General features: G+C 40.9%; 24 protein-coding genes. 16 read left to right on the forward strand and 8 right to left on the reverse strand.

Annotation, left to right across the window (positions count from 1 at the left end; all coding sequences use genetic code 11):
- Positions 1 to 229 precede the first annotated feature (229 nt).
- The 8 genes from L1283_RS08350 to L1283_RS08385 all read left to right on the forward strand — a co-directional run bounded on the left by L1283_RS08350 (position 230) and on the right by L1283_RS08385 (position 9,676).
- On the forward strand, positions 230 to 1,198 hold the full coding sequence (locus L1283_RS08350; protein ID WP_075992891.1) for a formylglycine-generating enzyme family protein: 969 nt from the start codon (positions 230 to 232) through the stop codon (positions 1,196 to 1,198).
- A gap of 26 nt (positions 1,199 to 1,224) precedes the next feature.
- A complete protein-coding gene (locus L1283_RS08355; RefSeq protein WP_046672915.1) occupies positions 1,225 to 2,538 on the forward strand; it encodes a Gfo/Idh/MocA family oxidoreductase in 1,314 nt (437 codons plus the stop codon).
- A 12-nt stretch (positions 2,539 to 2,550) separates the two neighbouring features.
- The gene (locus tag L1283_RS08360) at positions 2,551 to 3,573 is read left to right on the forward strand and encodes an FAD:protein FMN transferase (protein ID WP_145326897.1); all 1,023 of its coding nucleotides are present in this window, start codon (positions 2,551 to 2,553) and stop codon (positions 3,571 to 3,573) included.
- Positions 3,574 to 3,588: 15 nt separating this feature from the next.
- Positions 3,589 to 4,512, forward strand: coding sequence for a hydroxypyruvate isomerase family protein (locus tag L1283_RS08365; protein WP_145326896.1), 924 nt, complete (start codon positions 3,589 to 3,591; stop codon positions 4,510 to 4,512).
- Positions 4,513 to 4,607: 95 nt separating this feature from the next.
- The gene (locus L1283_RS08370) at positions 4,608 to 5,846 is read left to right on the forward strand and encodes a nucleoside permease (RefSeq protein ID WP_145327011.1); all 1,239 of its coding nucleotides are present in this window, start codon (positions 4,608 to 4,610) and stop codon (positions 5,844 to 5,846) included.
- Positions 5,847 to 5,888: 42 nt separating this feature from the next.
- Positions 5,889 to 7,574, forward strand: a complete 1,686-nt coding sequence (locus L1283_RS08375) for a GMC oxidoreductase (RefSeq protein ID WP_153844724.1) — start codon at positions 5,889 to 5,891, stop codon at positions 7,572 to 7,574.
- Positions 7,575 to 7,593: 19 nt separating this feature from the next.
- The gene (locus tag L1283_RS08380; RefSeq protein WP_120334075.1) at positions 7,594 to 9,027 is read left to right on the forward strand and encodes a Gfo/Idh/MocA family protein; all 1,434 of its coding nucleotides are present in this window, start codon (positions 7,594 to 7,596) and stop codon (positions 9,025 to 9,027) included.
- A gap of 19 nt (positions 9,028 to 9,046) precedes the next feature.
- Positions 9,047 to 9,676: a gluconate 2-dehydrogenase subunit 3 family protein gene (locus tag L1283_RS08385; RefSeq protein ID WP_075992886.1), complete on the forward strand. Its 630-nt coding sequence runs from the start codon at positions 9,047 to 9,049 to the stop codon at positions 9,674 to 9,676.
- Positions 9,677 to 9,723: 47 nt separating this feature from the next.
- Here L1283_RS08385 and L1283_RS08390 read toward each other — a convergent pair whose 3' ends face one another.
- The gene (locus tag L1283_RS08390) at positions 9,724 to 10,449 is read right to left on the reverse strand and encodes an acyl-[acyl-carrier-protein] thioesterase (RefSeq protein WP_286848069.1); all 726 of its coding nucleotides are present in this window, start codon (positions 10,447 to 10,449) and stop codon (positions 9,724 to 9,726) included.
- A 324-nt stretch (positions 10,450 to 10,773) separates the two neighbouring features.
- Here L1283_RS08390 and L1283_RS08395 point away from each other — a divergent pair, with 324 nt between their 5' ends.
- A complete protein-coding gene (locus tag L1283_RS08395; protein ID WP_172462508.1) occupies positions 10,774 to 11,040 on the forward strand; it encodes a hypothetical protein in 267 nt (88 codons plus the stop codon).
- A 119-nt stretch (positions 11,041 to 11,159) separates the two neighbouring features.
- Here L1283_RS08395 and L1283_RS08400 read toward each other — a convergent pair whose 3' ends face one another.
- The 6 genes from L1283_RS08400 to panB form a co-directional block, all read right to left on the reverse strand.
- Positions 11,160 to 12,461 (reverse strand): TolC family protein, encoded by a 1,302-nt coding sequence (locus L1283_RS08400; protein ID WP_286848070.1) that lies wholly within the window; start codon positions 12,459 to 12,461, stop codon positions 11,160 to 11,162.
- A 7-nt stretch (positions 12,462 to 12,468) separates the two neighbouring features.
- Entirely contained in the window at positions 12,469 to 15,552 is a 3,084-nt protein-coding gene (locus tag L1283_RS08405; protein ID WP_286848071.1) for an efflux RND transporter permease subunit, read from the reverse strand.
- Between the two features lie 6 nt (positions 15,553 to 15,558).
- Positions 15,559 to 16,620: an efflux RND transporter periplasmic adaptor subunit gene (locus L1283_RS08410; RefSeq protein ID WP_286848072.1), complete on the reverse strand. Its 1,062-nt coding sequence runs from the start codon at positions 16,618 to 16,620 to the stop codon at positions 15,559 to 15,561.
- A 199-nt stretch (positions 16,621 to 16,819) separates the two neighbouring features.
- Positions 16,820 to 16,972 (reverse strand): 30S ribosomal protein THX, encoded by a 153-nt coding sequence (locus L1283_RS08415; RefSeq protein WP_075992880.1) that lies wholly within the window; start codon positions 16,970 to 16,972, stop codon positions 16,820 to 16,822.
- 83 nt (positions 16,973 to 17,055) lie between these two features.
- Positions 17,056 to 17,658 (reverse strand): hypothetical protein, encoded by a 603-nt coding sequence (locus L1283_RS08420; protein WP_286848073.1) that lies wholly within the window; start codon positions 17,656 to 17,658, stop codon positions 17,056 to 17,058.
- 9 nt (positions 17,659 to 17,667) lie between these two features.
- Positions 17,668 to 18,483 carry a 3-methyl-2-oxobutanoate hydroxymethyltransferase gene (gene panB, locus L1283_RS08425; protein WP_286848074.1) on the reverse strand — a complete coding sequence of 272 codons (816 nt, stop codon included), beginning with the start codon at positions 18,481 to 18,483 and terminating at the stop codon, positions 17,668 to 17,670.
- 83 nt (positions 18,484 to 18,566) lie between these two features.
- Here panB and L1283_RS08430 point away from each other — a divergent pair, with 83 nt between their 5' ends.
- The 6 genes from L1283_RS08430 to L1283_RS08455 are packed head-to-tail and all read left to right on the forward strand — an operon-like array spanning position 18,567 to position 24,793.
- Positions 18,567 to 19,310 carry an RluA family pseudouridine synthase gene (locus tag L1283_RS08430; protein WP_429626000.1) on the forward strand — a complete coding sequence of 248 codons (744 nt, stop codon included), beginning with the start codon at positions 18,567 to 18,569 and terminating at the stop codon, positions 19,308 to 19,310.
- 14 nt (positions 19,311 to 19,324) lie between these two features.
- Positions 19,325 to 19,918 carry a TlpA family protein disulfide reductase gene (locus L1283_RS08435; protein WP_088161768.1) on the forward strand — a complete coding sequence of 198 codons (594 nt, stop codon included), beginning with the start codon at positions 19,325 to 19,327 and terminating at the stop codon, positions 19,916 to 19,918.
- Between the two features lie 22 nt (positions 19,919 to 19,940).
- Entirely contained in the window at positions 19,941 to 20,777 is an 837-nt protein-coding gene (gene pyrF / locus L1283_RS08440) for an orotidine-5'-phosphate decarboxylase (protein WP_112376356.1), read from the forward strand.
- 42 nt (positions 20,778 to 20,819) lie between these two features.
- On the forward strand, positions 20,820 to 22,370 hold the full coding sequence (gene guaA / locus L1283_RS08445; protein WP_120334085.1) for a glutamine-hydrolyzing GMP synthase: 1,551 nt from the start codon (positions 20,820 to 20,822) through the stop codon (positions 22,368 to 22,370).
- Positions 22,327 to 23,610, forward strand: coding sequence for an ABC transporter substrate-binding protein (locus L1283_RS08450; protein ID WP_286848076.1), 1,284 nt, complete (start codon positions 22,327 to 22,329; stop codon positions 23,608 to 23,610). Before guaA ends, L1283_RS08450 begins: the two co-directional genes overlap by 44 nt.
- Before the next feature lie 7 nt (positions 23,611 to 23,617).
- Entirely contained in the window at positions 23,618 to 24,793 is a 1,176-nt protein-coding gene (locus tag L1283_RS08455) for an RsmB/NOP family class I SAM-dependent RNA methyltransferase (protein WP_312352590.1), read from the forward strand.
- Between the two features lie 79 nt (positions 24,794 to 24,872).
- Here L1283_RS08455 and L1283_RS08460 read toward each other — a convergent pair whose 3' ends face one another.
- Entirely contained in the window at positions 24,873 to 25,346 is a 474-nt protein-coding gene (locus L1283_RS08460) for a universal stress protein (RefSeq protein WP_286851427.1), read from the reverse strand.
- 73 nt (positions 25,347 to 25,419) lie between these two features.
- On the opposite strand from L1283_RS08460, the gene L1283_RS08465 reads away from it, so the two are divergent.
- Positions 25,420 to 26,193, forward strand: coding sequence for a C40 family peptidase (locus tag L1283_RS08465; RefSeq protein ID WP_286851425.1), 774 nt, complete (start codon positions 25,420 to 25,422; stop codon positions 26,191 to 26,193).
- Positions 26,194 to 26,215 lie beyond the last annotated feature (22 nt).

The following is a 26,215-nucleotide window of genomic DNA, read 5'->3' on the forward strand; positions in this document are numbered from 1 at the left end:
CATGCTGTGATAAGATATCGAGGTTTTCCATGAAAATGGAAAACCTTTTTTATTGATCTTGATTTTCAGGCTAATTAAGTTCCCCGAGGATCCTAATCAGTATCTTGCTAAATCGTTATTACGAATGGACTATTATGTTAAGAATTAAACTGTAATAAAAAAGTTATAGTGTCAAAGTGTAAAGTATACACCTTATTTTATATTTTAGTCTCTAATTACAAACCTAAATATGTTAAAAAGAATCTTTATTCCTGTTTTGTTATTTGCTGGCGTGCACGCTATGGCTCAGAAGACGTTCGAACCGTATGAGCAACCCATTGAAGGAACCAATCTGACGTTCAAAATGCTAGCAATCCCTGGTGGTAGTTTTAAAATGGGAACTACAAGCGGCGGGAAAGAAGATGAAAAACCTGCACATGAGGTGAAGTTGGACCCATTTTGGATGGGGCAGTATGAAGTAACCTGGGATCTCTTTGAACCGTTTCTGTATAAAGATTATGAGATCGCAAAGAGTAAGGACGGTAAAGTATCCAAAGAGATTGATGCCGTTACGCGACCTACCAAACCCTATTTGGATATGACTTTTGGTTTTGGAAAAGAAGGACACCCGGCCTTGGCGATGACCCATTACAATGCCATCCAATTCTGTAAGTGGTTGTATGTCCGTACGGGTGTGTTTTATCGTTTACCAACAGAGGCTGAGTGGGAATATGCAGCTCGAGCTGGTTCAAAGACAACTTATTTTTTCGGTGATCAAGCAACGCCATTAGCAGATTATGCCTGGTTTAAAGATAACGGTGAACAGAAAACACATATTGTAGGACAGAAGAAACCGAACCCTTGGGGCCTTTATGATATTTATGGCAATGTTGCTGAGTGGACTTATGACCAATATAAGGCCGATAGTTACAATGAAGGCAAAGGAAAGGTATTGACCAACCCCGTAGTTGTTCCGACAACCCTGTATCCACATGTTGTACGAGGTGGTGCTTTTGACAGTGGGGCCGAGGACATGCGCTCTGCAGCGCGTGGTGCTTCAGATCCCGTGTGGAAACAGTTGGATCCACAAATTCCAAAAAGTAACTGGTGGTTTCCGGAAGCCCCATTTGTGGGTATGAGACTGGTAAGACCCCTTAATCCACCCAGTCACGAAGAAATTATGGCTTATTACGACAAACAGCCAATCAAAGACTTTTAATATAAAATAATCAATATAAAACTGTTATGGAAAATCTAGAAAGAAGAGATTTTATTAAAACTTCTGCTGTAGTTGCTGGGGGCGCTGTGTTGAGCTCAATGCCTTTATCAGGTGCATATGCTGCTGGTTCAGATGTTATCAAAGTTGCCTTAGTGGGCTGTGGGGGCCGCGGAACTGGAGCTACATTTGATGCGTTAAGTTCGGGAATGAACATTAAAGTGGTGGCACTTGCAGATGCTTTTAAAGATAATTTAGAGAGTACTTATAAAACGCTGAAAGAAAAATGGCAAGATAAGATCGATGTAAGTGACAACCATAAATTTGTAGGGTTCGATGCGTATAAAGATGCAATTCAATTGGCCGATGTTGTTATTTTGGCAACTCCTCCAGGATTTAGACCAATGCATTTTGAGGAAGCGATCCGTCAAGGTAAACATGTTTTCATGGAGAAACCGGTAGCGGTTGATATACCTGGTGTACAACAGGTCTTACGTGTGGCTGCAGAAGCTAAACGTAAAAAATTGAATGTTGTGGTTGGTTTGCAACGCCGTTATCAAACGAATTACCGTGAGGCTATCAAACGTATTCACGAAGGTGCTATCGGTGATGTTACCTCTGGACAAGTCTACTGGAACTCAGGTGGCGTATGGGTGCGTCCGCGCAAGCCAGAGCAAACTGAAATGGAGTACCAAATGCGTAACTGGTATTATTTTAACTGGTTGTGTGGCGATCATATCGTTGAGCAGCACGTGCACAATATTGATATCGCCAATTGGGTAAAAGGCGCTTATCCCGTATCGATCCAAGGCACAGGGAGCAGAGCACACCGTACAGGCAAAGAGTATGGTGAAATCTATGATAATTTTGCATTAGAATTAACCTATGCTGATAACAGTGTTGTTTATAGTCAGTGTAGACACTTTGAGGGTATACATAACCGTGTAGACGAGCAATTCCAGGCAACAAAAGGACGTGCTTATCTTTCTGCAGGTGGACAGGCTGTATTGTACGACTGGAAAGGAAAAGAAATCTATCGCCATGATGCCAAGGGCAATCCAAATCCTTATCAACAAGAACATAAGGAACTTTTTACAGCAATTTCGAAAGGCGAATATAAATTTGATAATGCAGAATATGGTGCTTATAGTACGTTGACAGGTATTATCGGGCGTATTGCTTGTTATACAGGTAAGGTGATCAAATGGGATGAAGCCTTGAAATCTACTATCAAACTGGGGCCAGATGTACTTGCTTGGGATGCTAAACCAAAGTTACTTCCGGATGCAGAAGGTTTTTACCCTGTAGCGATGCCTGGTCAAAACACAAACCTATATATTTAAGTTTTTGGGCCGATGGGATTAAGGTGGAATTTGTGTCTTCTATTTTTTGTCACGATTTGTTGCATTGATGTACAGGCGCAAATACCATCAACGAAACTCCATAAAATTCGGCTGGAAGGACCCGCGCAGGGGACTCAATTCCATATCACTTACTTCGCTTCCGACAGTCTTGTTAGACGGTCGGAAGTTGACAGTATTTTAACGGCGATTGATTTTTCGATGTCAATTTATCGGAAGGACTCGAGAATATCCAAGTTCAATACAGATACGGTAATGTCTATTGTGATGGATAGCCATATGGCCAAGGTGATAAAAGCTTCCTTTAAATATCATAAATTATCGAAAGGTCAATTCGATATTACTATTGCCCCGCTAGTCAACCTATGGGGCTTTGGTGCTAATAAGAGTCCGGTCGCCCCAGATTCGGCGACGGTGCTAAAAGCGAAGGAACTAGTGGGAATGCACTATCTGAAGGTTAGCGGCAATCGGCTTATCAAAAAGAAGAAAGGGATTAAAATAGATGTAAATGGTATTGCCCAGGGCTATACGGTAGATGTTTTGGCCGACTATCTTGGGCGAAAGGGGATTGCCAATTATATGGTAGAGGTCGGTGGTGAAATCAGGGCTTTAGGGACTCCGCCAAGTGGGCAGGGCTTTTCTATTGGTATTGTTCAGCCCGATGATGCGGGCGGGGAGGAATTGATGACCGCTGTTGCGCAGCTCAAAGAAGGGGCGCTGACAACGGCAGGCAGTTTCGAAAAGTTTATTAAGTACAAAGGGAAAAAATTGGGTCATCATATCGACCCTGTTTCGGGTTTTCCATACATGACCGATATATTGAGTGTCAGCGTCTATGCGAAGACTGCTATGGAAGCAGATGCACTGGATAATTATTTTATGGGCATGGAACCCGAACAAGTTAAGACAAAGGCCAAAAAATTGAAGGGTGTGGAGGTTTTTGTCATTTTTAAAAATAAAAATCAGTCCATCGAAGCGATTTATTCGGATGGATTTGGTAAATTATTTAAAAATTAATCAATTATAAATAAAATGAAGAGATCGGATTTTATTAAAGGTAGTCTTTTGGCCGCCGGGGCAGGACTAGCTGGACAGACTTTTGCGTCAACCACTCAAAATACAGCAAATACGATGGATAAAGGAAAGACATTTAACTTAAATTATGCCCCGCATCAGGGGATGTTCAAAAATCATGCAGGTGACAATTTCCTGGATGAAATTCGGTATATGTATGATTTGGGATTTCGTGGAATAGAAGATAATGGCTATTTGGGCAGAACATTGGATGAGCAGAAGAAGATCGGTGATTTATTGGCTAAGTTAGGCATGACAATGGGTGTATTTGTTGTGGATGGCGGACAAAACTGGATGCCTTCTTTAGCGACGGGTAAACAAGAGTATTTAGATAAGTTTGTCGAAACATGCAAGAAGTCTGTCGAAGCTGCCAAGCGTTGCAATGCAAAATGGCTGACTGTGGTACCGGGCTTTTATGAAAGAAAACTACCTTGGGGTAATCAGTTCAGCAACATACTTACTGCGATGCGTAAGGGTGCGGAGATCTTTGAACCACATGGTTTGGTGATGGTGTTGGAAACCTTAAGTGATACACCAGATTTATTTTTGCAGCAAACACATGAGACGTATGCTTTATGTAAGGCCGTGAACAGTCCATCCTGTAAAATTTTATATGATATTTATCATATGCAGCGTACCGAGGGAGATTTAATTGCAAATATGAATCGTTGCTGGGATGAAATTGCTTATATTCAGATTGGCGATAATCCAGGCCGTAAAGAACCGACTACAGGAGAGATCAATTATAAAAACGTATTCAAACACATTCATAGTAAAGGATATAAGGGTGTCATGGGGATGGAACATGGTATTTCCAAACCTGGTAAAGAGGGTGAGGATCGCTTGGTGGCGGCTTATCGGGAGGTCGATAGCTTTTTGTAATATTTTAATAGTGTACTATTGACAATTAGATTTAATTTCTTAAATTGAGCAGGTAAAACCAATTAGTAGTATTGTAAAACACCATTTTTTTTATGATTTCATCAACAATAAAATTTAAACTATCCTTCATGATGTTCCTCGAATTTTTTATTTGGGGGGGATGGTTTGTCACATTAGGTACTTTTTTGAGCAAGAATTTGAATGCAACAGAATTTGAAAAGGCTAATGTATTTTCTACACAATCATTGGGTGCTATTATTGCTCCCTTTATTGTCGGAATGATTGCAGATCGCTATTTCAATGCGGAGCGTATTTTGGGTGTTTTACACTTGGTCGGTGCGGTATTGATGTATCAGATGTATGGTGCTGCAGACATGTCGACATTTTATCCGTATGTTTTGGCCTATATGATACTTTACATGCCAACATTAGCTTTGACTAGTTCAGTTTCTTTTCGCCAATTGACGAATCCAGAAAAACAGTTCTCAGGTATACGTATTTGGGGAACTATTGGTTGGATAGTAGCTGGTTTAGTTATCAGTTATTTTTGGGATGCAAAAGCATCAGAAGGAGCATTAAAAAATACTTTCCTATTATCGGGTGTTGCTTCTTTAGTATTGGGTGTATTTTCTTTTGCACTGCCTAAAACGCCGCCGGTTAAATTGGATGAAACCGAAAAACCATCCTTTGCATCAATCATTGGTCTGGATGCGATTAAATTGTTAAAAGACAAGAACTTCTTTATTTTTTTCATTTCTTCGGTATTGATCTGTATTCCTCTGGCATTTTATTATTCGAATGCAAACCCTTTTCTTTCCGAGATAGGGCTAGAAAATGCTACTGGTAAAATGACAATCGGTCAGGGCTCTGAGGTATTGTTCTTATTGGCCTTACCAATTTTCTTTACAAGATTTGGCTTTAAGAAAACAATTTTAGTCGGTATGTTGGCTTGGGTAATCCGTTATCTGTTATTTGCTTATGGCAATGCGGGCGAACTATCGTTCATGTTGTTGATCGGTATTGCATTGCACGGTATCTGTTACGACTTTTTCTTTGTTTCGGGACAGATTTATACAGATAGCAAAGCTGGCGTTAAATACAAATCAGCAGCACAGGGCTTGATCACTTTGGCAACCTATGGCGTTGGACAGTTGATCGGTTTTTGGGTAGCTGGTTACGTAGGAGACAAATACAAAGAAATGAAGACAACAGACCTAGCGGGATTTTGGAATCATACTTGGGTTGTACCTGCAATAATCGCAGCTGTTGTATTTTTTATCTTTTTAGCTTTTTTCAAGGACGAAAAGATCGACAGTACAAATGCTGCACACTAAACAGAAAAAATAACTATTTAAAAACAAATAATTAGAAGAGAGATGGCAACAAATACTTATGACGCAATTGTAATTGGTTCGGGGATAAGTGGTGGATGGGCTGCGAAAGAATTGACAGAGAAAGGGCTGAAAACAATTATGCTGGAGCGTGGTCGTAACATTGAACACATCAAGGATTATACTGCGCCAAATAAAAATCCATGGGAATGGCCTCATGCTGGTGGTCGTACGCAACAAATGATCGAAGATTATCCGGTTTTGCGTAGAGATTATCCTTTGAATGAGAAGAACCTGGATTTTTGGGTAAATGAAAAAGAGAGTCCATATACAGAGGTAAAACGTTTTGACTGGTACCGTGGGTATCATGTTGGTGGACGTTCTTTAATGTGGGGAAGACAATCTTATCGTTTGGGCGATTTGGATTTTGAAGCTAACTTAAAAGATGGCCACGGTGTGGATTGGCCGATTCGTTATAATGAAATTGCTCCTTGGTATAGTTATGCTGAAAAATTTGCGGGTATCTCTGGAAATAGAGACGGTGTACCGTCTTTGCCAGATGGAGATTACATGCCTGCAATGGCGATGAATATTGTTGAAAAAGACCTGGCTGAGCGTTTGAAAAAACAATACGGTGGTCAACGTCATTTCATCATGGGTAGAACAGCAAACATTACTGTTCCGCATCATGACCGTGTAAATTGTCAATATCAAAATCAATGTTGGTTGGGTTGTAATTTTGGTGCTTATTTCAGTACGCAATCGGCGACTCTTCCTGCAGCAAAAAAGACAAATAACTTGACATTACGTCCTTTTTCTATCGTAACAAAAATTATCTACGATAAAAACACGAAAAAGGCAAAAGGCGTTGAGATTGTAGATGCTGAGACAAATCAAACTTATGAGTTTTTCGCTAAAGTAATTTTTGTTTGTGCATCTGCATTGAACTCGACTTGGGTATTGATGAACTCAGCTACAGATGTTTGGGAAGGTGGTTTAGGAAGTAGCAGCGGTGAATTGGGCCACAATTTGATGGATCACCATTTCCGTTGTGGTGCTGGTGGTAAGTTGGAAGGCTATTTAGATAGCTATGTATTTGGACGTAGACCGACAGGTTTGTATGTACCACGTTTTGTAAACGTCGAAGGTGATACCAAAAAACGCGACTATGTACGTGGATTTGGCTACCAAGGTGCTGCAGGTCGTGGACGCTGGTCTGGTGCAGTAGCAGAGATGGAAGTAGGTGGCGCTTGGAAAGATGCGATCTGTGAGCCAGGCGACTGGACGGTTGGCTTTACAGCCTTTGGAGAAACCTTGCCATATCACGAAAATAAAATTACACTTGACAAGTCCAAAAAAGATAAATGGGGTTTACCTGTATTGTCTTTTGACGCTGAGATCAAGGATAATGAATTGAAGATGCGTGGTGACATGCAAAATGAAATGAAGGAAATGTTGGAAAGCATTGGCGTAAAAGATACGTATACGTACGATAACGTATATGGTCTGGGCCAAGGTATCCACGAAATGGGAACTGCCCGTATGGGACGTGATCCGAAAACTTCGGTATTAAATGGTAACAACCAAGTTTGGGATGCATTGAATGTTTTCGTAACGGATGGTGCTTGTATGACTTCTGCAGGTTGTGTCAACCCTTCATTAACGTATATGGCACTTACTGCTCGTGCGGTTGATTTCGCAGTGAGCGAATTGAAAAAAGGTAACATCTAATAGCTAAAGATTGATAACAATGGAAAATAACTCAAATAAGACGAGTAGAAGAGGTTTTATAAAGAGCGCGGCAACAGCTGCTGCGGCTTTTATGATCGTCCCTCGCCATGTATTGGGCGGAAATGGCTTTACAGCTCCAAGTGACAAATTGCAAGTAGCAGGTATTGGTGTAGGGGGTAAAGGTTTTAGTGACATCAATGCATTCCATGATTCAGGAAAGGCAGATCTAGCTTTCTTGTGTGATGTGGACGACCGTCGTGCAGCTGGTGCGTTGAAACGTTACCCGAAAGCAAAATATTACAAAGACTACCGTGAGATGTTGGATAAGGAGCACAAACGTATAGAAGCCGTTTCTGTATCAACTCCAGATCATCAACATGCGATTCAAGCGCTTGCAGCTATGCAATTGGGTAAACACGTGTACGTTCAAAAACCGTTGACTCACGATGTATGGGAAGCGAGAGCATTGACGCATGCAGCTAAGAAATATAAGGTTGTTACCCAAATGGGAAATCAAGGTGCATCAAATGATGGACCACGTTTTGTACGTGAATGGTACGAAGCAGGTCTGATCGGTGATGTACATACGGTATATTGTTGGACAGATCGTCCGGTATGGCCTTCAGGTATTGCATGGCCTACAGGTAAAGCTGAAATTCCAAAAGAATTGGATTGGGACCTTTGGTTAGGTACAGCGCCACATAAAGAGTATGTTGACAAATTGGTGCCTTTCAACTGGCGCGGCTGGTGGGATTACGGTACTGGTGCATTGGGCGATATGGGCTGCCACTTGTTGGAAGTTCCTTTCAGTACTTTAGGATTGACTTATGTACAAGATGTACAGGCAACTGTAGGATCGGTGTATGTGGATGAGTTCAAACGGGGATATTTCCCTGAAAGTTGCCCTCCATCGAGCCATGCGACATTAACTTTCCCTAAAACGCCACGTACAAATGGTCCTGTTACGTTACATTGGATGGATGGTGGTATTCAGCCTGCTCGTCCGGATGAATTAGGTCCAAACGAAATTTTTGGTGACGGTGGTAATGGTATCTTACTTGTTGGTACAAAAGGTAAAATCCTTGCTGATACCTACGGCCAGAATGCACGCTTGTTGCCGACTTCAAGAAAAGAACAGGTGGCACAGAAATATGCCCGTGTTCAAGGACAAGAAGGCGGACACTATGCACAATGGGTTGAAGCTTGTCAGGCTGGATACGGCAAGAAAGAAGTGAGTTCACCTTTTGAAATAGCGGGTCCGTTGACAGAAGCTTTATTAATGGCTAACCTGGCAATCAGAGGTGCTGATTTACGTATTGATGGTAAATACCCTGGACGTAACTTAAAATTGTTGTGGGATAACGATAACATGCGTGTCACCAATTTTGATAACGTCAATCAATATGTAAAACGTAATTACAGACAAGGTTGGGAAATGAAATATAATTTCTAAAATTAAGATATTTAGTAGTATGAATAGAAGAGAAGCATTACAACGAGTTGCCTTAATTTTAGGAGGTACCGTTATCGGCGCTAATTTATTTTTGGAAGGTTGTACACGCTCAGCAACAAAAGATGTACAAGCCTTGTTTGAAGCGAAGACAACTGATTTATTAGGTGACTTGGCTGAAGCAATTTTACCAGCTACCGCAACTCCGGGTGCGAAAGAAGCAGGGGTAGGAAGTTTTATTCCGGTCATGGTTCGCGATTGTTATACGGAGAAGCAACAAAAAGCATTTTTAACTGGTTTTGGGAGCTTAGATGATAAAGCAAAAGAGGTGAAAGGAAAACCATTCCTGGAGCTTTCTGCTGAAGACAGAACAGCTGTTGCCGCTGCTTTGGATAAAGAAGCAAACGAGTTTAATAAAAAGCAAGCTGAAGATCAAAAAGATATTCTGGAGAAAAATAAAGAAAAACAAAATCAATTGTACAATTATGTTGAGAACGATCCACCACACTGGTTCACGATGTTCAAACAGTTGACATTGACTGGTTTCTTTAACTCAGAGCTGGGTTGTACAAAAGCTTTGCGTTTTGTGAAGATCCCAGGAAGATTTGATGGTAACCTTCCTTACAAAAAAGGAGATAAGGCATTTGCATAACATTATGCTATATGTAAAATAAAAGGGAGGCCCAAAGCCTCCCTTTTTTATTTTGTTTCTATAGCCAAAGCAAAGTGGATTCGTTGCTGTTTAGTAACCGTCATAAAGTAACCTTGATCTGTTGCATCGCCGTTAATTTCAACGGTATCATTATAGCGTAATTCACGCAGGTAATTCATCTCTAAGGATCTGATCTGATTGGTCAATACCAGCTCAATGGGCAATCTGTCCATACACCAATCCAGGTATTTTACATTGTTGGCGTGATTGACAATGTCCAGGTCAGAAAGCCTAACGCTATATTCATCAATATTTTTGACGGTCTGGGAAATATTCAATTTTGAAAATGGCTGTTGTGTTGCCGGGCGATCAGGATAGGTGGTAAAATCTTCAGTGGAAATTGCGAGTGTTTCAGAGCTCCTTTTCACGGTATTGATAACAGCCCAATAACTGGTTGCAGTAACATAGATCTGTCCATTGACTGTAATTTCGAAATTCCGCGTTGAGCGTGCGCCCTCTAATTCTTGAACCCAAGTTTTTACCTTGACATGGTCCATCCATTTGGGCAAGCGTGCAATCTCTATGCGTATGCGGCTAAGTACCCAGGTTTGGTTATGTTTGGCCATTTCTTTAAAACCGAATCCGACAGCATTGGCATGTTCTCCCGCGGTAAGCTGCAGGATATTGGATAAATCGGAGAAACGAATACGGCCGTTAGAATAGCATTGTGTGAAATAAATTTCCCACTCTTTTTCAAAAACAGATTTTTCCATTTACATATTGTTTTGATCAAAAATAGGCAATATGAATGATTTTGGCTATAAATTCAAAATGAAATGACACTATATTTAGATATCTCGTTATAAATGCCTGTTGGGCTTGCTGGTAACCCTCAAAGCGGAGCAGTGTGTCCAAAGTACAATCGTTTTTTTATTGTAAAATAAATGATAGTTTTCAAGGATTTAATTGATTTTTATCATGGGAATCGGTAGATTTAAATAAGCCAATGGCAGAAAGAGATAAAATAAGATTGGCTTTAAAGCGTTATAAAAGTAGCATAGCGCAAAACAATAATTTACACATTAAATGCTAGTATTATGGTTGGAGAACTAATAGCTAAAGAGGAAATTCCTCAATTTAAATTTATCCCGGCGAGTGAAGATAAGACAGCGACTTTTATGGATAAATTGAAAGGGGCACTTCGGTTGGGAAATGAGTTTAAATCCAAAACTGAAATCGCCTTTGAGACTGATTCCGGACCAAAGCGTATCGAGACCACTGTATGGTCGTTAACCGATAGATATATTCAGATTAAAAGTGGCGTTTTAATACCGCTGAAATCTATTATAGCAATTGACTATTAAATAGACAAAGAAAGGCTCCTTATTTAGTTAAGGAGCCTTTCGCTTTTAATAATAGATGCTGTTAAGAAGCGCATCAGATAGTGTTCCTTTCTAAGAGGGCCTCTTGCAAAAAGAAATTTCTAATACGTTTCGCCTGTTAATTCTTTTAGGCGTATCTCGGATACCTTCGCATCATATTGTGCTGTATAGCTACGTGTCATTACATTGATGTAGTTTAACTGCGCTGTTCTTACTTCTAAGGTTGTGATGGTACCGATACGGAATTTATCCATCGTGATGTTTAAATTTTCTTTTGCCAGCTCCTCATTTTTCCGTTCTACATTAGCCAGCTCCATATTGGTGATGTAGGTTTGGAATAGGGTTCTGACCTGAGCCTGGATATCCTGTTTTTGTTGCTGTACCTGTAGCTCGGAGCCTTTAATCTGAAATTTGGCAATCCGTTCGTTTCTATTTTGCAGAAATCCATTGAAAATATTAAGGGAAGCCGATACGCCGTAGGTAAGACCTCTATTTTTGTTTTCTGTCGAGAAACCGAGGGAGGAGTGGGATTCGTTCCAATTGTACCCACTATTTAGGCCAATTTTGGGATAACGTTCGGCCTTAACTGCTTTTAAGTTGAGCTCGGCCACCCGATTGTTGATGATGGCAAGCTGAATTTGCGGATTTTGTCGATCGGCAATTTCGATCAGATTACCAAGTTTAAGATCCGTATCAAGTTTCATGTCGTCTTCAATTTGAAAATCCAGGCTCAAGTCGCGCGTCATCAGCTGATTGAGGTAAGTCTTGGTATTTTTGAAGCTTTCCTGTTGTCTGAGTAAGTTTGTCTGATCGGTATTTAAATCGACTTTTGCGTTCAGGAGGTCAAGCTTGGAGCCTTTTCCGATCTCCAGGCGATTTTCGGCAAGCATGACACGGTATCTCGATAAGGTGATGGTGGTATCTAGGGCATTTATCAGGCGCTTTTGCTGCACCAGATTGTAGTAGGTAGCCATGACTTCGCTGAGCTGGGTAATCACTTGATATTTAATCTCCGCTTCCCCTTGACGTTGTATTTCTTTGAAGCGGTCGCGACGGGCGAACATGCCCAATCCATCGAATATCGTCCAGTTTAGGTTGACTCCATAAGACATGTTATCATTTTTTGCATTGGAAATCTGCTGTATTTGACCATCTGCTCTGACCTGCCTTGAATTCTGGATGGAGTTGCTTCTATTGAACGTTCCAGTTACCGCTGGAAGCATACCGGCGCTTCCCAGACTGGTATTCTCCATATCGATGTTATTGTCATTTTTAGCCAAAAGAATATTGAAGTTATTGCTCAACGTTGTTTTTAGCGCATCTTCCAAGGTCAGTATCTCTTGTGCACGAGCTTGAAACATGATGGAGTAAAGTAATACTAGTAGGATGAAATTTCTCTTCATGTCTTTATTATTCGTAGCTTTTAATGTTATCAAATTCAGGTCTATGCTTTTTTTGTGTTGACCACATGTAATAGATTGCCGGGATAATGAACAAGGTTAGGATAAGGGAGAATATTGTACCACCAACGATAACAACCCCCATACCAATTCTACTCGTTGAAGCAGCTCCAAGTGACATGGCAATCGGTAATGCGCCCAAGGCAATGGCTAGACTTGTCATTAAGATCGGTCTGAGGCGTGATTCGGCAGAGTGCATAATTGCCTCAAATTTTTCCATTCCCTCTTCGCGCATCTGGTTGGCAAACTCAACAATCAAGATACCATTTTTGGTCACGAGACCAATTAGCATAATCGTTCCAATTTGGCTGAATATATTCCAGGTTTGATCAAATAACCATAGACTTATCAGTGCTCCGGCAACGGCCATGGGTACCGTAAGGATAATGATAAATGGGTCGAGGAAGCTTTCAAATTGGGCCGCTAAGATCAGGTAGATAAGCAACAAAGCAAGGCCAAAGGCAAATAGTGTATTGGAACTACTTTCAACGAAGTCACGTGATTCGCCACTGAGGTCGGTGGTGAAACTCTGATCGAGGACCTTTTCTTTTATGCGATCCATTGCTGCAATGCCGTCACTCATACTCATGCCCGGCGCCAAACCGGCTGAAACTGTAGCCGACATGTAGCGGTTATTGTGGTAGAGTTGGGGTGGACTGCTCTCTTCCTTAACGCTTACAACGTTGTCTAACTGGATAAGCTGTCCGAGGTTATTTCGCACGTAAATTGACGCAAGGTCTGTAGGTGTGGCTCTACGGTCGTTTTCAACCTGGCCTATGACCTGATATTGTTTGCCATCACGCATAAAATAAGCGAAACGTTGGCCGCTTAGTAATAATTGGAGGGACTGCGAAACGTCAAGTACAGAAACGCCCAGACTGAGGGCTTTCAGACGATCAATTTCTACATGCAGTTCGGGTTTGTTGAACTTCAGGTTGATGTCCGTTGTGGAGAATGCGGGATCGCTGTTGACCTCATTCATAAATTCGGGTATCTTTTCCTGAAGTTTTTCAAAATTTTGTGCCTGGATAATGTACTGAACAGGTAATCCACCTCTGCGATTCATGGATATCGTCGGCGTTTGCGAAACATTGACGCGGACACCGTCGTATTTTTTTGTCCATTTAGTGAGCTCTTTGGCAATATCGTCCTGTGATTTTTTACGCTCACTTGGATCAACGAGAGTCATCCGTATACGTCCGGAGTTGACTGAGCTTGCGCCGAAACCCGGAGAGGTAATGTTTAAACTGATTTTGTTCTCAGGAATGGAATCGTAGACCAATTTGTCCAATTCCTGCATGTATCGGTCCATGTATTCATAGGTAGCACCTTCCGGGCCTGTCACATTGACGGAGATATTACTTCTGTCATCATAAGGCGCCGTTTCTTTTTTAATGGAGGAGAAAAGGATGCCAATAATGACAAAACATAGGATCAGGATTGGAAAGCTGATCCATTTGAATTTCATGAATTTCTCCAGTGCATTGGCATAACCTTTATTCATTTTGACGAACATAGGTTCGGTCCAATCGTAAAATTTCGTCTTCTTGTGTCCACCACCTTTGATTAGATAGGCATTGAGCATCGGCGTGAGGGTGAGGGAAACAAATGCGGAAACCAATACGGCCGAGGCGATGACGACACCAAACTCCCGGAAAAGCCGTCCCACAAATCCCTGAAGAAATATAACGGGTAAGAATACGGCTGCAAGTGTGATTGAAATGGAAATAACAGCGAAGAATATTTCCTTCGACCCTTTCAGGGCCGCCTCAATAGGGGACATTCCTTCTTCAACTTTCTTGAAGATATTTTCGGTAACAACGATACCATCGTCGACAACAAGCCCCGTCGCGAGTACAATAGCAAGCAGCGTCAGTACATTGATGGAAAATCCGAAAATATACATAATAAAGAATGTCGCGATCAAGGATACGGGAATGTCCAATAGAGGACGTAGTGCGATACCCCAGTCGCGGAAGAAAAAATAGATAATCAGGGTGACCAGGATGATCGAAATCAGGAGTGTCTCGGCGACCTCCTCAACAGATTTTTTGATGAATGTCGTATTATCAGAAGCGATGTTGAGTATAATATCTTGGGGCAGATCTTCTTTGATCTGATCGAGCATTTTATAGAAATTGTTGGCAATATCGAGGTAATTTGTTCCAGGCTGCGGAATAATGGCAATACCGACCAGCTGTTTACCGTTACTGACCATTTTTGTTTCGAGATTTTCAGCATCTATTTCTGCCCGGCCAATATCGATAAACTTGACGATACGACTGCTATCGGCCTTTAAAATGATGTTATTGAATTGCTCAGGAGTAGACAGGTTGCCGACGGTTTTTACGGTGAGCTCGGTTGTGTTTCCGACAATTTTCCCTGAAGGTAATTCAACATTCTGGCTATTCAATGCCGTACGAATATCCGAAGCTGTGATACCATAGGCAGCCATACGGTCGGGGTTGAGCCATAGACGCATAGCGTAACGTTTTTGACCATAGATCTGTGTGCTGCTGACACCGGGGATGGTTTGCAACCTTTCGGAAATCACATTTTCGGCGTAGTCGCTCAGCGAAAGTTTATCGCGCGTCTCACTTTGCAATGTCAATGTAATAATAGGATCGGAGTCCGCATCGGCTTTGGATACCACTGGTGGGGCATCAATATCCTGTGGTAGGCTTCGCATGGCTTGGGATACTTTATCCCGGACATCATTTGCGGCTTCCTCAAGGTTCTTTTTTAAGTCAAACTCAATGGTGATATTACTGGATCCCTGATTGCTCGAAGAAGAGATGTTGCGGATACCATCGATCGAGTTTATGGCCTTTTCTAGCGGCTCGGTAATCTGAGATTCAATGATATCTGGATTGGCACCGGCATAGTTTGTTCTGACGGAAACAATCGCTGGGTCAATAGAGGGGTATTCGCGTACGCCTAGAAAACTAAAACCAATATAGCCAAACAATATGATGGTAATATTGACGACAATAGTTAAAACAGGACGTTTAATAAAAACTGCAGATAAATTCATGTACAACTAGTTAGCTAATGATACCTTAACTTTTGCTCCATCTTTTAACGACAGAACGCCCGTGGTTAAAACGGTGTCACCGGCACTGATGCCAGATAGAATGACGATGTCTTTGTCGGTACGCGCACCTGTTTCAACCTTCACTTCCTTGGCAAGGCCATGCTGTAATACAAAGACCTTTTTTCCATCCTGTACGGGAACAATGGCTTCTGTTGGAATGGATATCGCATCGTTTTCCACTTCGATCGGCACAATCACATTGACAAAGGATCCGACTTTCAATTTACCCTGATCGTTCGTTGCTCTGGCGCGGACGGTGAGTGTTCTGGTGTTAAGTGATACTTGCGGTTCAACGGCGTAAATGTTTGCTTTTATGACGGTTGGGTCGTTGGCTACGCTGAACTCAATGGGCATGTTTATTTTAACAATATTGCTGTATTTTTCGGGAACTGCAAAGGTAATTTTGACAAGATTGTCCTTCACTAAGTTTGTAATCAGGGTACTGGATGAGACAATGGCTCCTACGGAAATATTCCGAAGTCCAATCATGCCACTAAAAGGGGCGCGGATGGTTGTTTTGGATATTTGTGCCTGAATCAACTGGATCTGTGCTAAGGAGGTTTTTAAAGCTGCACTGGCTATATCAAACTCCTCCTGACTGATTGCTCCTTTTTGCAGCAGCAGTCTGGCCCGACGTTCATTTTCGGCATTCAGCTGGTTTGTTGTTTGTGCTTGTCTTAATTGTGCCTGAAGTTCAATATCATCAATCTTGATCAAGGGTTCGCCCTGTTTGATGCGCTGCCCTTCGGAGAAATAGATTTTGGTGATTCGACCACTTACTTCACTTCTGATTTCAACCTGCTCTTCTGCGTCAATGCTTCCCGAGAGATTAATGGATCGATCGGCGACGGAAGATTTGGCAATGATAGCCTGTGCGGGGACTGGCATATCTTTTTTCCCATTGGGCTTATCAGCTTCTTTTTTGTCTTTTTTAGCAGTTATCAGAAAGTATCCACCGCCAAACACAGCACAAGCCAAAAGGAGGTAAATGATCGATTTTTTATTCATACGGATATAGTCTCTTATGTACTTTTTACATTTAACGGGTAAATATAGGTTTATTATTATGATGATATCAGTTGTCAAAAGGATTTTACAATACGACCAAAACATTGCAAATGAACATCGAAACGGGCATCGAAATGGAGGTAGCAGGAACGATTGGAAATAAAAAAAGCCAGAAATAAATTTCTAGCTTTATTGATTACTATTTTTTTGATTTTGCTTTTTGTTCCACTTCTTTTGAAGCCCCATTTTTTACTTTTGGCTTGATGGCAGCTTTCGATACATGTGGTCTTCTTTTTCCAAAAGAACCATTTGATATTTTTCCTCTTCTGGTTTTGATATCACCTTTTCCCATAGTGTAAAATATTTTGGTTTTAACAAATTATATTGATTACCTAAATATAACACTTTCTTTTCGGATGTTCAACCTGTTCATTTTTAAATAATTGGAAAAATACGTTTTTGAATAGCTACGTCGAAGTTTTGATTAATCGTGTCGAAAAATAAATTATTGACGGGCCTGTTTTCAGCGACTAAATAGGGGATTTCCAATATTTTGTTCTTTAACTTAATACGATAGTAGCCGTATAATAAACCTTTGGTCGTTTGAATTGATTCGATCTTCTGAACGGCTTCTATGTCCTTAAAAATGTTAAAAGCATAATTTTCTCCTTTTAGCTGTTCAATAAAAACCTCATTGGTTTTGGCATTGTACCATATTTGTTGGCTTTTGAGCTTACTAAAGTGGTTGTTGAACAGAAAGAGATAGCCCAACAAGAAAAAGGCAATCGGAAGCAGGAACAGGACAATTTTTATCTTCATGAACAGCAAAACGGTGATCAAAATGAGGATAACCCCCATGACGGCATTGGAAACGCTCTTCTTTAGATTTGCCTGGATGACTGGAGATGAAGCTTCAATCAACTGAAAACCTGATTTTAAATTTCTGGACATATCTTCGGTAAACCCAAATAGATTGAATTTTTTGCGTATCATCAGATAAGCAATAAGAACAATAAGCCCAATGATCAAAAACCGCATATTTTTCTTCTAGTATTGTTCGTCTTCGTTCGGGTATTGTACTGCTTTTACTTCGGCCACATAATTTGCTACTGCTGTTGTGATTTGTTCGTGCAAATTAGCGAAATGACGCATAAATTTTGGTTTGAAATCGGCATTCATTCCAAGCATGTCGTTAATCACAAGGACTTGTCCATCGCAATCCGGCCCAGCCCCAATACCAACTGTTGGAATCGCTAGTTTTTCGGTTACTGTTTTAGCTAATTTTGCCGGTATCTTTTCCAGAACAATTGCAAAACAGCCCGCCTCCTGCAAAGCGAGTGCATCTTCTATTAATTTAGCGGCTTCTTGCTCTTCTTTTGCCCGCACACCAAAATTTCCAAATTTATTGATGGATTGGGGAGTCAAGCCCAGGTGTCCACATACAGGGATTCCTCCGGCAATGATTTTTTTGATGTTTTCGATGATTTCAAGTCCTCCCTCGAGTTTTAATGCGTGCGCACCTGATTCTTTCATCATGCGTACAGCTGCATTGTAAGCTTCATTGGCAGAGCCCTGATAAGATCCAAATGGCAAATCTGCTAATACCATGGCACGCTCGGTACCCCGAGCAACGGAAGCGGCATGGTAGATCATATTATCTAGGGTGATAGGCAAGGTTGTTTCGTAGCCAGCAAATACGTTGGCAGCGGAATCTCCAATCAAAATAACGTCAACACCAGCTTGATCTACCATTTTGGCCATGGAGTAATCATAGCTTGTAAGCATAGAAATCTTTTCCTGACGTTCTTTCATGGCTTGCAGCATTGCTGTGCTTACTCGTTTCATTTCTTTGTTTACAGACATCTTAACTTATATTGTGTGTTCAAAAGTAAGCTTTTTATCATACATTGACCAATATTCTGCCTTGTGTTTTGTATTTTTGCAAAATGATACAAAATGAGAATCGTCTATTTAAATTTCCCAAATTTTCAGAATTAATCATCCATGAGGATGAAAATTTGATTGTTATCAATAAACCGCCGTTTGTCGCTTCTTTAGATGAACGTGAGGGTGGGGAGGTCAATATTCTTCGCTTGGCGAAGAAATATCATCCTGATGCACAGGTATGCCACCGCCTGGATAAAGAGACCTCGGGTATTTTATTAATTGCAAAAAATCCAGAAACATACCGTACAATTTCCATTGCATTTGAAAAAAGAAAAGTGAATAAGATTTATCATGCAATCATAGGTGGTACACATACTTTTCAGGATTTGCTTGTCGATTTGCCCATCTTGAACCAAGGCAATAAAAATGTATCTATTGATCGTGCAAACGGCAAACCGGCAGAGACCATCTTCAATTCGATCAAATACTACAAGAACTATACCTTAGTGGAATGTAAACCCATTACAGGACGCATGCACCAAATCCGTATTCACCTAGCGACACAACATGCCGCTATTGTGGGGGATGACATGTATCGCGGTAAACCTGTGTATTTGTCCCAAATCAAGAAAAGGGGATATACATTATCCAAAGATGAAGAGGAACAACCCATTATGAAGCGTTTTGCACTACATTCAAAACATGTTGAATTTGAGTTGAACGGAGTTAAGATTGCTTTTGAGGCACCTTATCCAAAGGATTTTGCGACCTTGTTGAAGCTGTTGGATAAGTTTGATTCTTAATAGCGGGATTACCTATGAGTCCGAAGACAAAAAAGATAATCGGAAACGTTGTATTTGTACTGCTCATCGGTTTGTTGATCTGGCCAACAAGTAGAAGTTATTTTCAGCAATTTTTAATGAAAATGGGTTTTTTCAAACCTAAACTGGAGCTTAATTCAGCTTCTAAAGATTCCGATAGGGTGGCTCCAGGGGGCGCATTCAGTCATGTCTCCTTTGTCAATTCGCTGGGAGAAACAGTCAAGGTGGCCGATCTGAAGGGAAAAGTGGTGTTTATTAATTTTTGGGCAACGTGGTGTGCACCTTGTCGCGCAGAAATGCCTTCGATCAATGTACTCTATGATCGCTATAAAGATAACGCAAATATGGTGTTTTTGATTGTGGAGATAGAAGGCAGGAAAGCAAAAGCAGAGGCTTTTATGAAGGAACAGCAGCTGACTTTGCCGATTAGTTTTCCAAATAGTGATATTCCAAAGGAGTGGCTCTCGGGTTCAATTCCTTCAACGGTGATATTGGACAAAGCGGGTAATGTAGCGACACGGCATGAAGGTATGGCGGATTATTCAAGCCCTGATGTAGGTAAATTTATTCAAGATTTAATCAATAAATAATTTTAAGATCTCTAAATATAGCATGACAAGAGCAGAACTTATTCATCAAATAAAAGCGAAACGCTCATTTTTATGTGTCGGATTAGACACAGACCTCACGAAAATCCCGGAGCATCTCTTGGATGATGAGGATCCGATCTATAGCTTCAATAAGGCTATCATAGATGCAACGGCTGATTTGTGTGTTGCCTATAAGCCCAATATTGCGTTTTATGAATGTTATGGAATCAAAGGCTGGCAATCGCTTCAAAAAACCTGGGCTGCGTTACCAAAGGATTGTTTCAGTATTGCTGACGCAAAAAGGGGGGATATTGGCAATACGTCGGGACGTTATGCGATGGCATTTTTTGATGAAAAGACGTCTGGTCTTGGCTTTGATAGTATTACAATCGCACCTTATATGGGGAAGGACTCGGTGACTCCATTTTTGGATTTTAACGATAAATGGGCAATCGTACTTGCTTTGACATCGAATGAGGGTAGCTTGGACTTTCAAAATTTTGAAAACAAAGAAGGGCTGCAATTGTTCGAACAGGTGATCGATAAAGTCAATACTTGGGGTACACCTGACAATTTGATGTATGTGGTCGGAGCAACACGTGGGGAGGGCTTTATTAAAATTAGAGAACATGCACCAGATCATTTTTTATTGGTTCCAGGAGTGGGGGCACAAGGCGGCTCGCTTGAAGATGTTTGTAAATTTGGTATGAACAAAGATTGCGGGCTTTTAGTAAACAGCACAAGGGGAATTATCTATGCCTCAAACGGACGTGATTTCGCTGAAAGAGCACGGGAGGAAGCCCTAATTCTACAGAAAGAAATGGAAGTAGAACTGTTAAAAGCAGGCATTATTTCCTGATTTGACATTTAATAATTCATTCGTAATACTTACCTTTGCAGCATGCCAGAAAAAATTATAATTCTAGACTTCGGGTCTCAATACACACAGTTGATCGCTAGACGTGTCAGAGAACTAAATGTGTATTGTGAGATACACCCGTTCAATAAATTGCCAGATTTTGATGACTCCGTAAAAGGTGTTATCTTTTCAGGAAGTCCTTATTCTGTTAGACAAGAAGATGCACCGCAAATTGATTTTGTCGCTATTCAGGATCGTTTCCCACTTTTAGGAGTTTGTTACGGAGCACAATACATCGCTCAAAAATCAGGTGGTGAAGTGTTACCTTCTGAAATCCGCGAATATGGTCGTGCAAATCTGCAGTTTGTCAATAGTGAGAATGAATTATTGGCAGGAGTACCAACTCAATCGCAGGTATGGATGTCACATGGAGACACTATCAAAGAAGTTCCTGCAAATTTTGACATTATAGCAAGTACGGATAAAGTTCGTGTTGCTGCTTATCAAGTAAAAGGTACCCGCACCTATGGTATACAATTCCACCCGGAAGTAACACATAGTACTGATGGGGCTATCTTATTAAAAAACTTCGTTGTAAACATTTGTGGTTGTGCACAGGACTGGACACCGGACGCATTTGTTGAAACAACAGTATCCTCTTTGAAAGCGCAATTGGGTGACGATCACGTTATCATGGCTTTGTCAGGAGGAGTAGATTCAACAGTAGCAGCAGTATTGTTGCATCAAGCAATCGGAAAAAAATTACATTGTATTTTCGTAGATCATGGTCTGCTTCGTAAAGATGAATACGAGCAGGTGTTGGATTCTTACAAAAATATGGGGTTAAATATTAAAGGAATAAATGCCAAGGATTTATTTTATGGTAGATTAGCTGGGGTTTCTGAACCAGAAGAGAAACGCAAAATCATTGGTAATTCATTTATTGATGTTTTTGATGAAGCTGCAAAAGAAATCCAAAAAGAATTACCTGAAGGAATTGAAGCGAAATGGTTGGGACAAGGAACAATTTACCCAGATATTATCGAGTCGGTTTCAGTGAAAGGACCGTCAGCAACAATCAAATCACACCATAACGTTGGTGGTTTACCTGATTTCATGAAATTGAAAGTCGTAGAACCGCTAAAAACGTTGTTTAAAGATGAAGTAAGAAGAGTAGGAAAAGCTTTAGAAGTGGATCAGGCAATTTTAGGCAGACATCCCTTCCCTGGACCAGGTTTGGCAATTCGTATTTTAGGTGATATTACACCTGAGCGTGTACGTATTGTACAAGAGGCTGATGCGATCTTTATCAATAATCTGAAGGAAGCTGGCTGGTACGATAAAGTATGGCAAGCTGGTACAATTTTCTTGCCAGTGCGTTCTGTAGGCGTAATGGGTGACGAGCGTACTTACGAGCATGTTGTTAGCTTACGTGCAGTTGGTTCTCTTGATGGAATGACTGCGGATTGGATACATTTACCATATGACCTGTTGGCAAAAATTTCAAATGAAATTATCAACCATGTGAAAGGAATAAACAGAGTTGTATATGATATCAGTTCAAAACCGCCCGCTACAATTGAGTGGGAATAAAATATGGGTTGCGGCACTTGTAGCATTATGTCTTGCAAGCTGCACAACGAAAAAAAGCACAGTATTGCGTTCGCCTTCCTCTGGTCAAGGCGAACAGCAAACTGCTGTGACTAAACCAGTAGTTGACAAAGATAAGACCATTGCCAAAGTGGGGGATATCCAGGATGTCAACGGCCATGCTGTGAAAAATAATCGCATCGCCTTGCTATTACCATTCGAGTTAAGTGGTATTGCGGGGACGATTACAAAAGAAGATGTGGAGCGTTCTTCCTTGGCGCTTGATTTTTATCAGGGATTTCAATTGGGCCTTGACAAAATTGCCAAAGAGGGGGCCTTATTTGATCTACAAGTAATTGATTCTCGAGACAATGTTGCCTATAATGCGACCTTGGGGACAGCGGTCAATGTGAAGGATGCCGTACTTGTGGTGGGCCCGGTGTATCCACGTGAGATAAAAAGCTTTGGGCAAACATTTGCAAATAAGAATGTGTTACAAGTTTCTCCGTTGGCGGCGACTATGGCTTCCGAATTTAGCTTACCTAATTTGGTTTCCATCACACCATCTATTCGTACACACTCGGAAACATTAGCAAAATATGTTGCTGATCAGTATTATACGGGTGATCAGATTCTGGTATACGATGCCGGTGACGATGAAAGCAAACAGTTTCTAGTCAATTTTGTTAGCGAAATTTCAAAGGCTAATGCACAGGCAAAAGTAAAAACTGTTATGAGCGTCAACGAGCTCAACAATAGCCTTGTGTTGACGGGAACTAATCATGTCATTTCTGGTACGGCTAATAAGAATTTGGTAAAGGGGCTTTTGGATGCGATGGACGAACGCTTTTTGAATCCAGGTAACCAGTTTAAGTTGTATGGACATCCAAATATGGCTAAGCTTTCGTTTGAGAATTTCGAAAATATGGATTTCTATGGACTTACTATTACCTCTTCCAACTTAGTGAATGAGAGTGATAGTGATACCCGCAAATTTATTGGAAATTATAAAACGGCTTATAAAGTAGACCCGTCTGAGTTTTCTTATAAAGGTTATGATGCGGCATTGTATTTCGGTCGATTGATTCATAAATATGGGGTGGATTATGTTAGCCGAATGACGCAAGATAAGTTTTCGGGATTGAATAGCGATTACAAATTTGAATTTTATCCAAAATGGGGCTATGCTAATAGAGCTTTGGGTATAATGGTTTATCACAACAAAAAATTTGAAAGAAAATAATCTTTGAATGGCTGAATTCAGTGAAAGACGTGTTCATCAGCAAATACGTAATTTTGAGCGGGCAATGGATGGTTTTGAAGCTGATCAACCATTTTCGCGTTATCTGACTACTTTTTTTAAGTTGAACAAGCAAATGGGATCTTCGGACCGGAAGTCTACCTCCCGTTTATGTTATAATTATTTTCGTCTGGGAATGGCGGCTTCGCAGTTGTCCCAACAGCGCAGGTTGGTGCTTGCGGAATTTCTATGTGAACAGGAAAGTCCTTTGGTGGCACTTTTTGAGCCTTCCTATAGCGATAAACTTCATCTGCCGCTGAAAGACAAAATTGCATTTCTGACGTCTGAAGGTGTTTTTAATCGGAATGACCTCTTTCCTTTCGTGGATTATATTTCTGAAGAGATCGACTTGGTGCAATTTTTAGAGAGCCAGTTGATCCAGCCCAACTTATATGTTCGGGTGAAACGCGGCAAGACAAAGATCGTGTGCGCTATTTTGGATAACAATCAGATTCCTTATTCCATGATTGGCGATCAGACTATTGCTTTGAATAATGGAACATCCTTGCAGCGATTTGATACTTTGGATGGGATTATAGAAGTGCAGGATCTGTCTTCGCAGCGCACTTTGGATTATATGAAACCCGCTGAAAGAGAATCCTGGTGGGATGCATGTGCGGCTTCGGGTGGCAAATCGCTCTTGTTGATGGATGCTTGTCCATCTGTTAATCTTTTGGTTTCTGATGTTCGCATGAGTATTCTCCGAAATCTCGATGAACGTTTTGACCGTGCCGGAATAAAGCATTACCGAAAAAAAATACTCGATCTTACCAAGGATAGCTTCGCAATTCTTGGGAGCGAACGATTTGACGGGGTGTTATTGGATGCACCTTGTACTGGATCGGGGACTTGGGGGCGTACACCAGAAATGGTTAGACAGTTTCGGGCCGCTAAGATTGCCGAATTCAATGCACTACAAAAGAATATTGCAAGTAATGTGGTGGGGCATGTTAAAGCGGGCAAGCCTTTGATTTATATAACCTGCTCTATTTTTAAAGCAGAAAACGAAGATGTTGTCAATTACATTGTAGATAATTTTGGTTTTGAAATAGAACGTATGGACTATTTGAAAGGTTATGAAGAGAAAGCGGATAGTATGTTTGTGGCACGATTGATTAAAAAGTAATTTATATATAATACAAGCAAAAAGGCTATTTTTTCTAATGAAAAAATAGCCTTTTTTTATACATATGGACCGTTTAATATCAGTCACATTTACTTGGAACAACGAGTACAGGGCAGGTAGATTTACGAATGACTGATTCGGATACAGAGCCGGAAATAAAGTGATCAAAGCCCGTCCGTCCATTGGTCCCCATAATAATAAGATCTGCAGACCACTCATGGGACGCGGCCAGAATTTCTTCTTTAATGGATCCGATTCGATTAAAAAGATATACTTCGCCTGCACCTGTAAATTCGCGACTTATTTTCTCAAGATATTTTTGTGCATTATCCTGTTCCATTTCCGATACTTCTGGAACGATGATAGGTTGCTGACCTAATAGCGGATCTGCACCAAAACTAGCTGGAGAAGTAGGGGGAACAACCGTGACAAGTGCTATGGAGGCTTCAAATACTGCGGCCATTTCTTTGGCATATAGTATCGCCTTTTCTGAGCATGGTTCGTCGTCAACCGCGACGAGTATCCTTTTGAATTTTGAATTTGTATTCTCCATTTCTACTATAATTAATTTATCTTCGTCATATAATATATAATCACATTTTTGACGATTTTGTTTTGTTTAGCACATGAAATATGGTATTTGTAAACTAGCTCTCGTTCCGTTACGTTTAGAACAGGCACACCGTAGTGAGATGGTTTCTCAGGTATTGTTTGGGGAACTTTTTGAGATCCTTGATGAACAGGCCGATTGGACATCAATACGTCTGTTGGAAACGGACTATTTAGGCTGGATTCAAAACGGGCAGTTTCAGGAACTAAACGACGTGGATATGCAACAGTATCTGACCGGAATACCGATTATCGTTGGAAGGGAGGGAGGAGTCCTTTTTACTGATACCGCACAATTTCAGCTCTGTCATGGAACCAAGCTCTACCTAAATGCAGAGAATATTGTCAGTTTATCTCCATTGGGATTAACCTATCAAGGTAGTATCAATCCGTTTACCAGAAATCAATTTGAAACTGAGGTGTCGCGATTGGCTTTAAGTTATAAGGACACTCCTTACCTATGGGGTGGACGTTCACAATGGGGAATCGATTGTTCCGGTTTCTCCCAATTGATTTATAGCTGTTTTGATCTTTCCTTGCCTCGTGATGCTTATCAGCAGGCAGAGATGGGGCAAACTGTGGATTTTGTTTCGGAAATACGGGTAGGGGATTTGGCTTTTTTTGACAATGCCGAAGGAAGGATTACTCATGTAGGAATTATGCTGGATCGCGATACGATTATACATGCCTCAGCGAAAGTCCGTGTTGATCGGATGGATACGGAAGGTATTTTTAATGCTGAACAGAATCGTTATACACACAAACTCCGGATTGTTAAACGGTATAATTGATAAAGGTGGACATATAAAAAAA

The organism is Sphingobacterium sp. HSC-15S19 (genome assembly GCF_050433745.1).
In the GTDB taxonomy this organism is placed as follows: domain Bacteria; phylum Bacteroidota; class Bacteroidia; order Sphingobacteriales; family Sphingobacteriaceae; genus Sphingobacterium; species Sphingobacterium siyangense.

Bases quoted from the DNA above. Each gene is read 5' to 3' on its own strand.
- L1283_RS08350 (WP_075992891.1), top strand. From the start codon at position 230: ATGTTAAAAAGAATCTTTATTCCTGTTTTGTTATTTGCTGGCGTGCAC.
- L1283_RS08405 (WP_286848071.1), bottom strand. From the start codon at position 15,552: ATGAATTTATCTGCAGTTTTTATTAAACGTCCTGTTTTAACTATTGTC.
- L1283_RS08375 (WP_153844724.1), top strand. From the start codon at position 5,889: ATGGCAACAAATACTTATGACGCAATTGTAATTGGTTCGGGGATAAGT.
- L1283_RS08360 (WP_145326897.1), top strand. From the start codon at position 2,551: ATGGGATTAAGGTGGAATTTGTGTCTTCTATTTTTTGTCACGATTTGT.
- L1283_RS08420 (WP_286848073.1), bottom strand. From the start codon at position 17,658: ATGCGGTTTTTGATCATTGGGCTTATTGTTCTTATTGCTTATCTGATG.
- L1283_RS08380 (WP_120334075.1), top strand. From the start codon at position 7,594: ATGGAAAATAACTCAAATAAGACGAGTAGAAGAGGTTTTATAAAGAGC.
- L1283_RS08355 (WP_046672915.1), top strand. From the start codon at position 1,225: ATGGAAAATCTAGAAAGAAGAGATTTTATTAAAACTTCTGCTGTAGTT.
- pyrF (WP_112376356.1), top strand. From the start codon at position 19,941: ATGACAAGAGCAGAACTTATTCATCAAATAAAAGCGAAACGCTCATTT.
- panB (WP_286848074.1), bottom strand. From the start codon at position 18,483: ATGTCTGTAAACAAAGAAATGAAACGAGTAAGCACAGCAATGCTGCAA.
- L1283_RS08455 (WP_312352590.1), top strand. From the start codon at position 23,618: ATGGCTGAATTCAGTGAAAGACGTGTTCATCAGCAAATACGTAATTTT.
- L1283_RS08385 (WP_075992886.1), top strand. From the start codon at position 9,047: ATGAATAGAAGAGAAGCATTACAACGAGTTGCCTTAATTTTAGGAGGT.
- L1283_RS08435 (WP_088161768.1), top strand. From the start codon at position 19,325: ATGAGTCCGAAGACAAAAAAGATAATCGGAAACGTTGTATTTGTACTG.
- L1283_RS08430 (WP_429626000.1), top strand. From the start codon at position 18,567: ATGATACAAAATGAGAATCGTCTATTTAAATTTCCCAAATTTTCAGAA.
- L1283_RS08450 (WP_286848076.1), top strand. From the start codon at position 22,327: ATGATATCAGTTCAAAACCGCCCGCTACAATTGAGTGGGAATAAAATA.
- L1283_RS08465 (WP_286851425.1), top strand. From the start codon at position 25,420: ATGAAATATGGTATTTGTAAACTAGCTCTCGTTCCGTTACGTTTAGAA.
- L1283_RS08400 (WP_286848070.1), bottom strand. From the start codon at position 12,461: ATGAAGAGAAATTTCATCCTACTAGTATTACTTTACTCCATCATGTTT.
- L1283_RS08460 (WP_286851427.1), bottom strand. From the start codon at position 25,346: ATGGAGAATACAAATTCAAAATTCAAAAGGATACTCGTCGCGGTTGAC.
- L1283_RS08365 (WP_145326896.1), top strand. From the start codon at position 3,589: ATGAAGAGATCGGATTTTATTAAAGGTAGTCTTTTGGCCGCCGGGGCA.
- L1283_RS08415 (WP_075992880.1), bottom strand. From the start codon at position 16,972: ATGGGAAAAGGTGATATCAAAACCAGAAGAGGAAAAATATCAAATGGT.
- L1283_RS08395 (WP_172462508.1), top strand. From the start codon at position 10,774: ATGGTTGGAGAACTAATAGCTAAAGAGGAAATTCCTCAATTTAAATTT.
- L1283_RS08390 (WP_286848069.1), bottom strand. From the start codon at position 10,449: ATGGAAAAATCTGTTTTTGAAAAAGAGTGGGAAATTTATTTCACACAA.
- guaA (WP_120334085.1), top strand. From the start codon at position 20,820: ATGCCAGAAAAAATTATAATTCTAGACTTCGGGTCTCAATACACACAG.
- L1283_RS08410 (WP_286848072.1), bottom strand. From the start codon at position 16,620: ATGAATAAAAAATCGATCATTTACCTCCTTTTGGCTTGTGCTGTGTTT.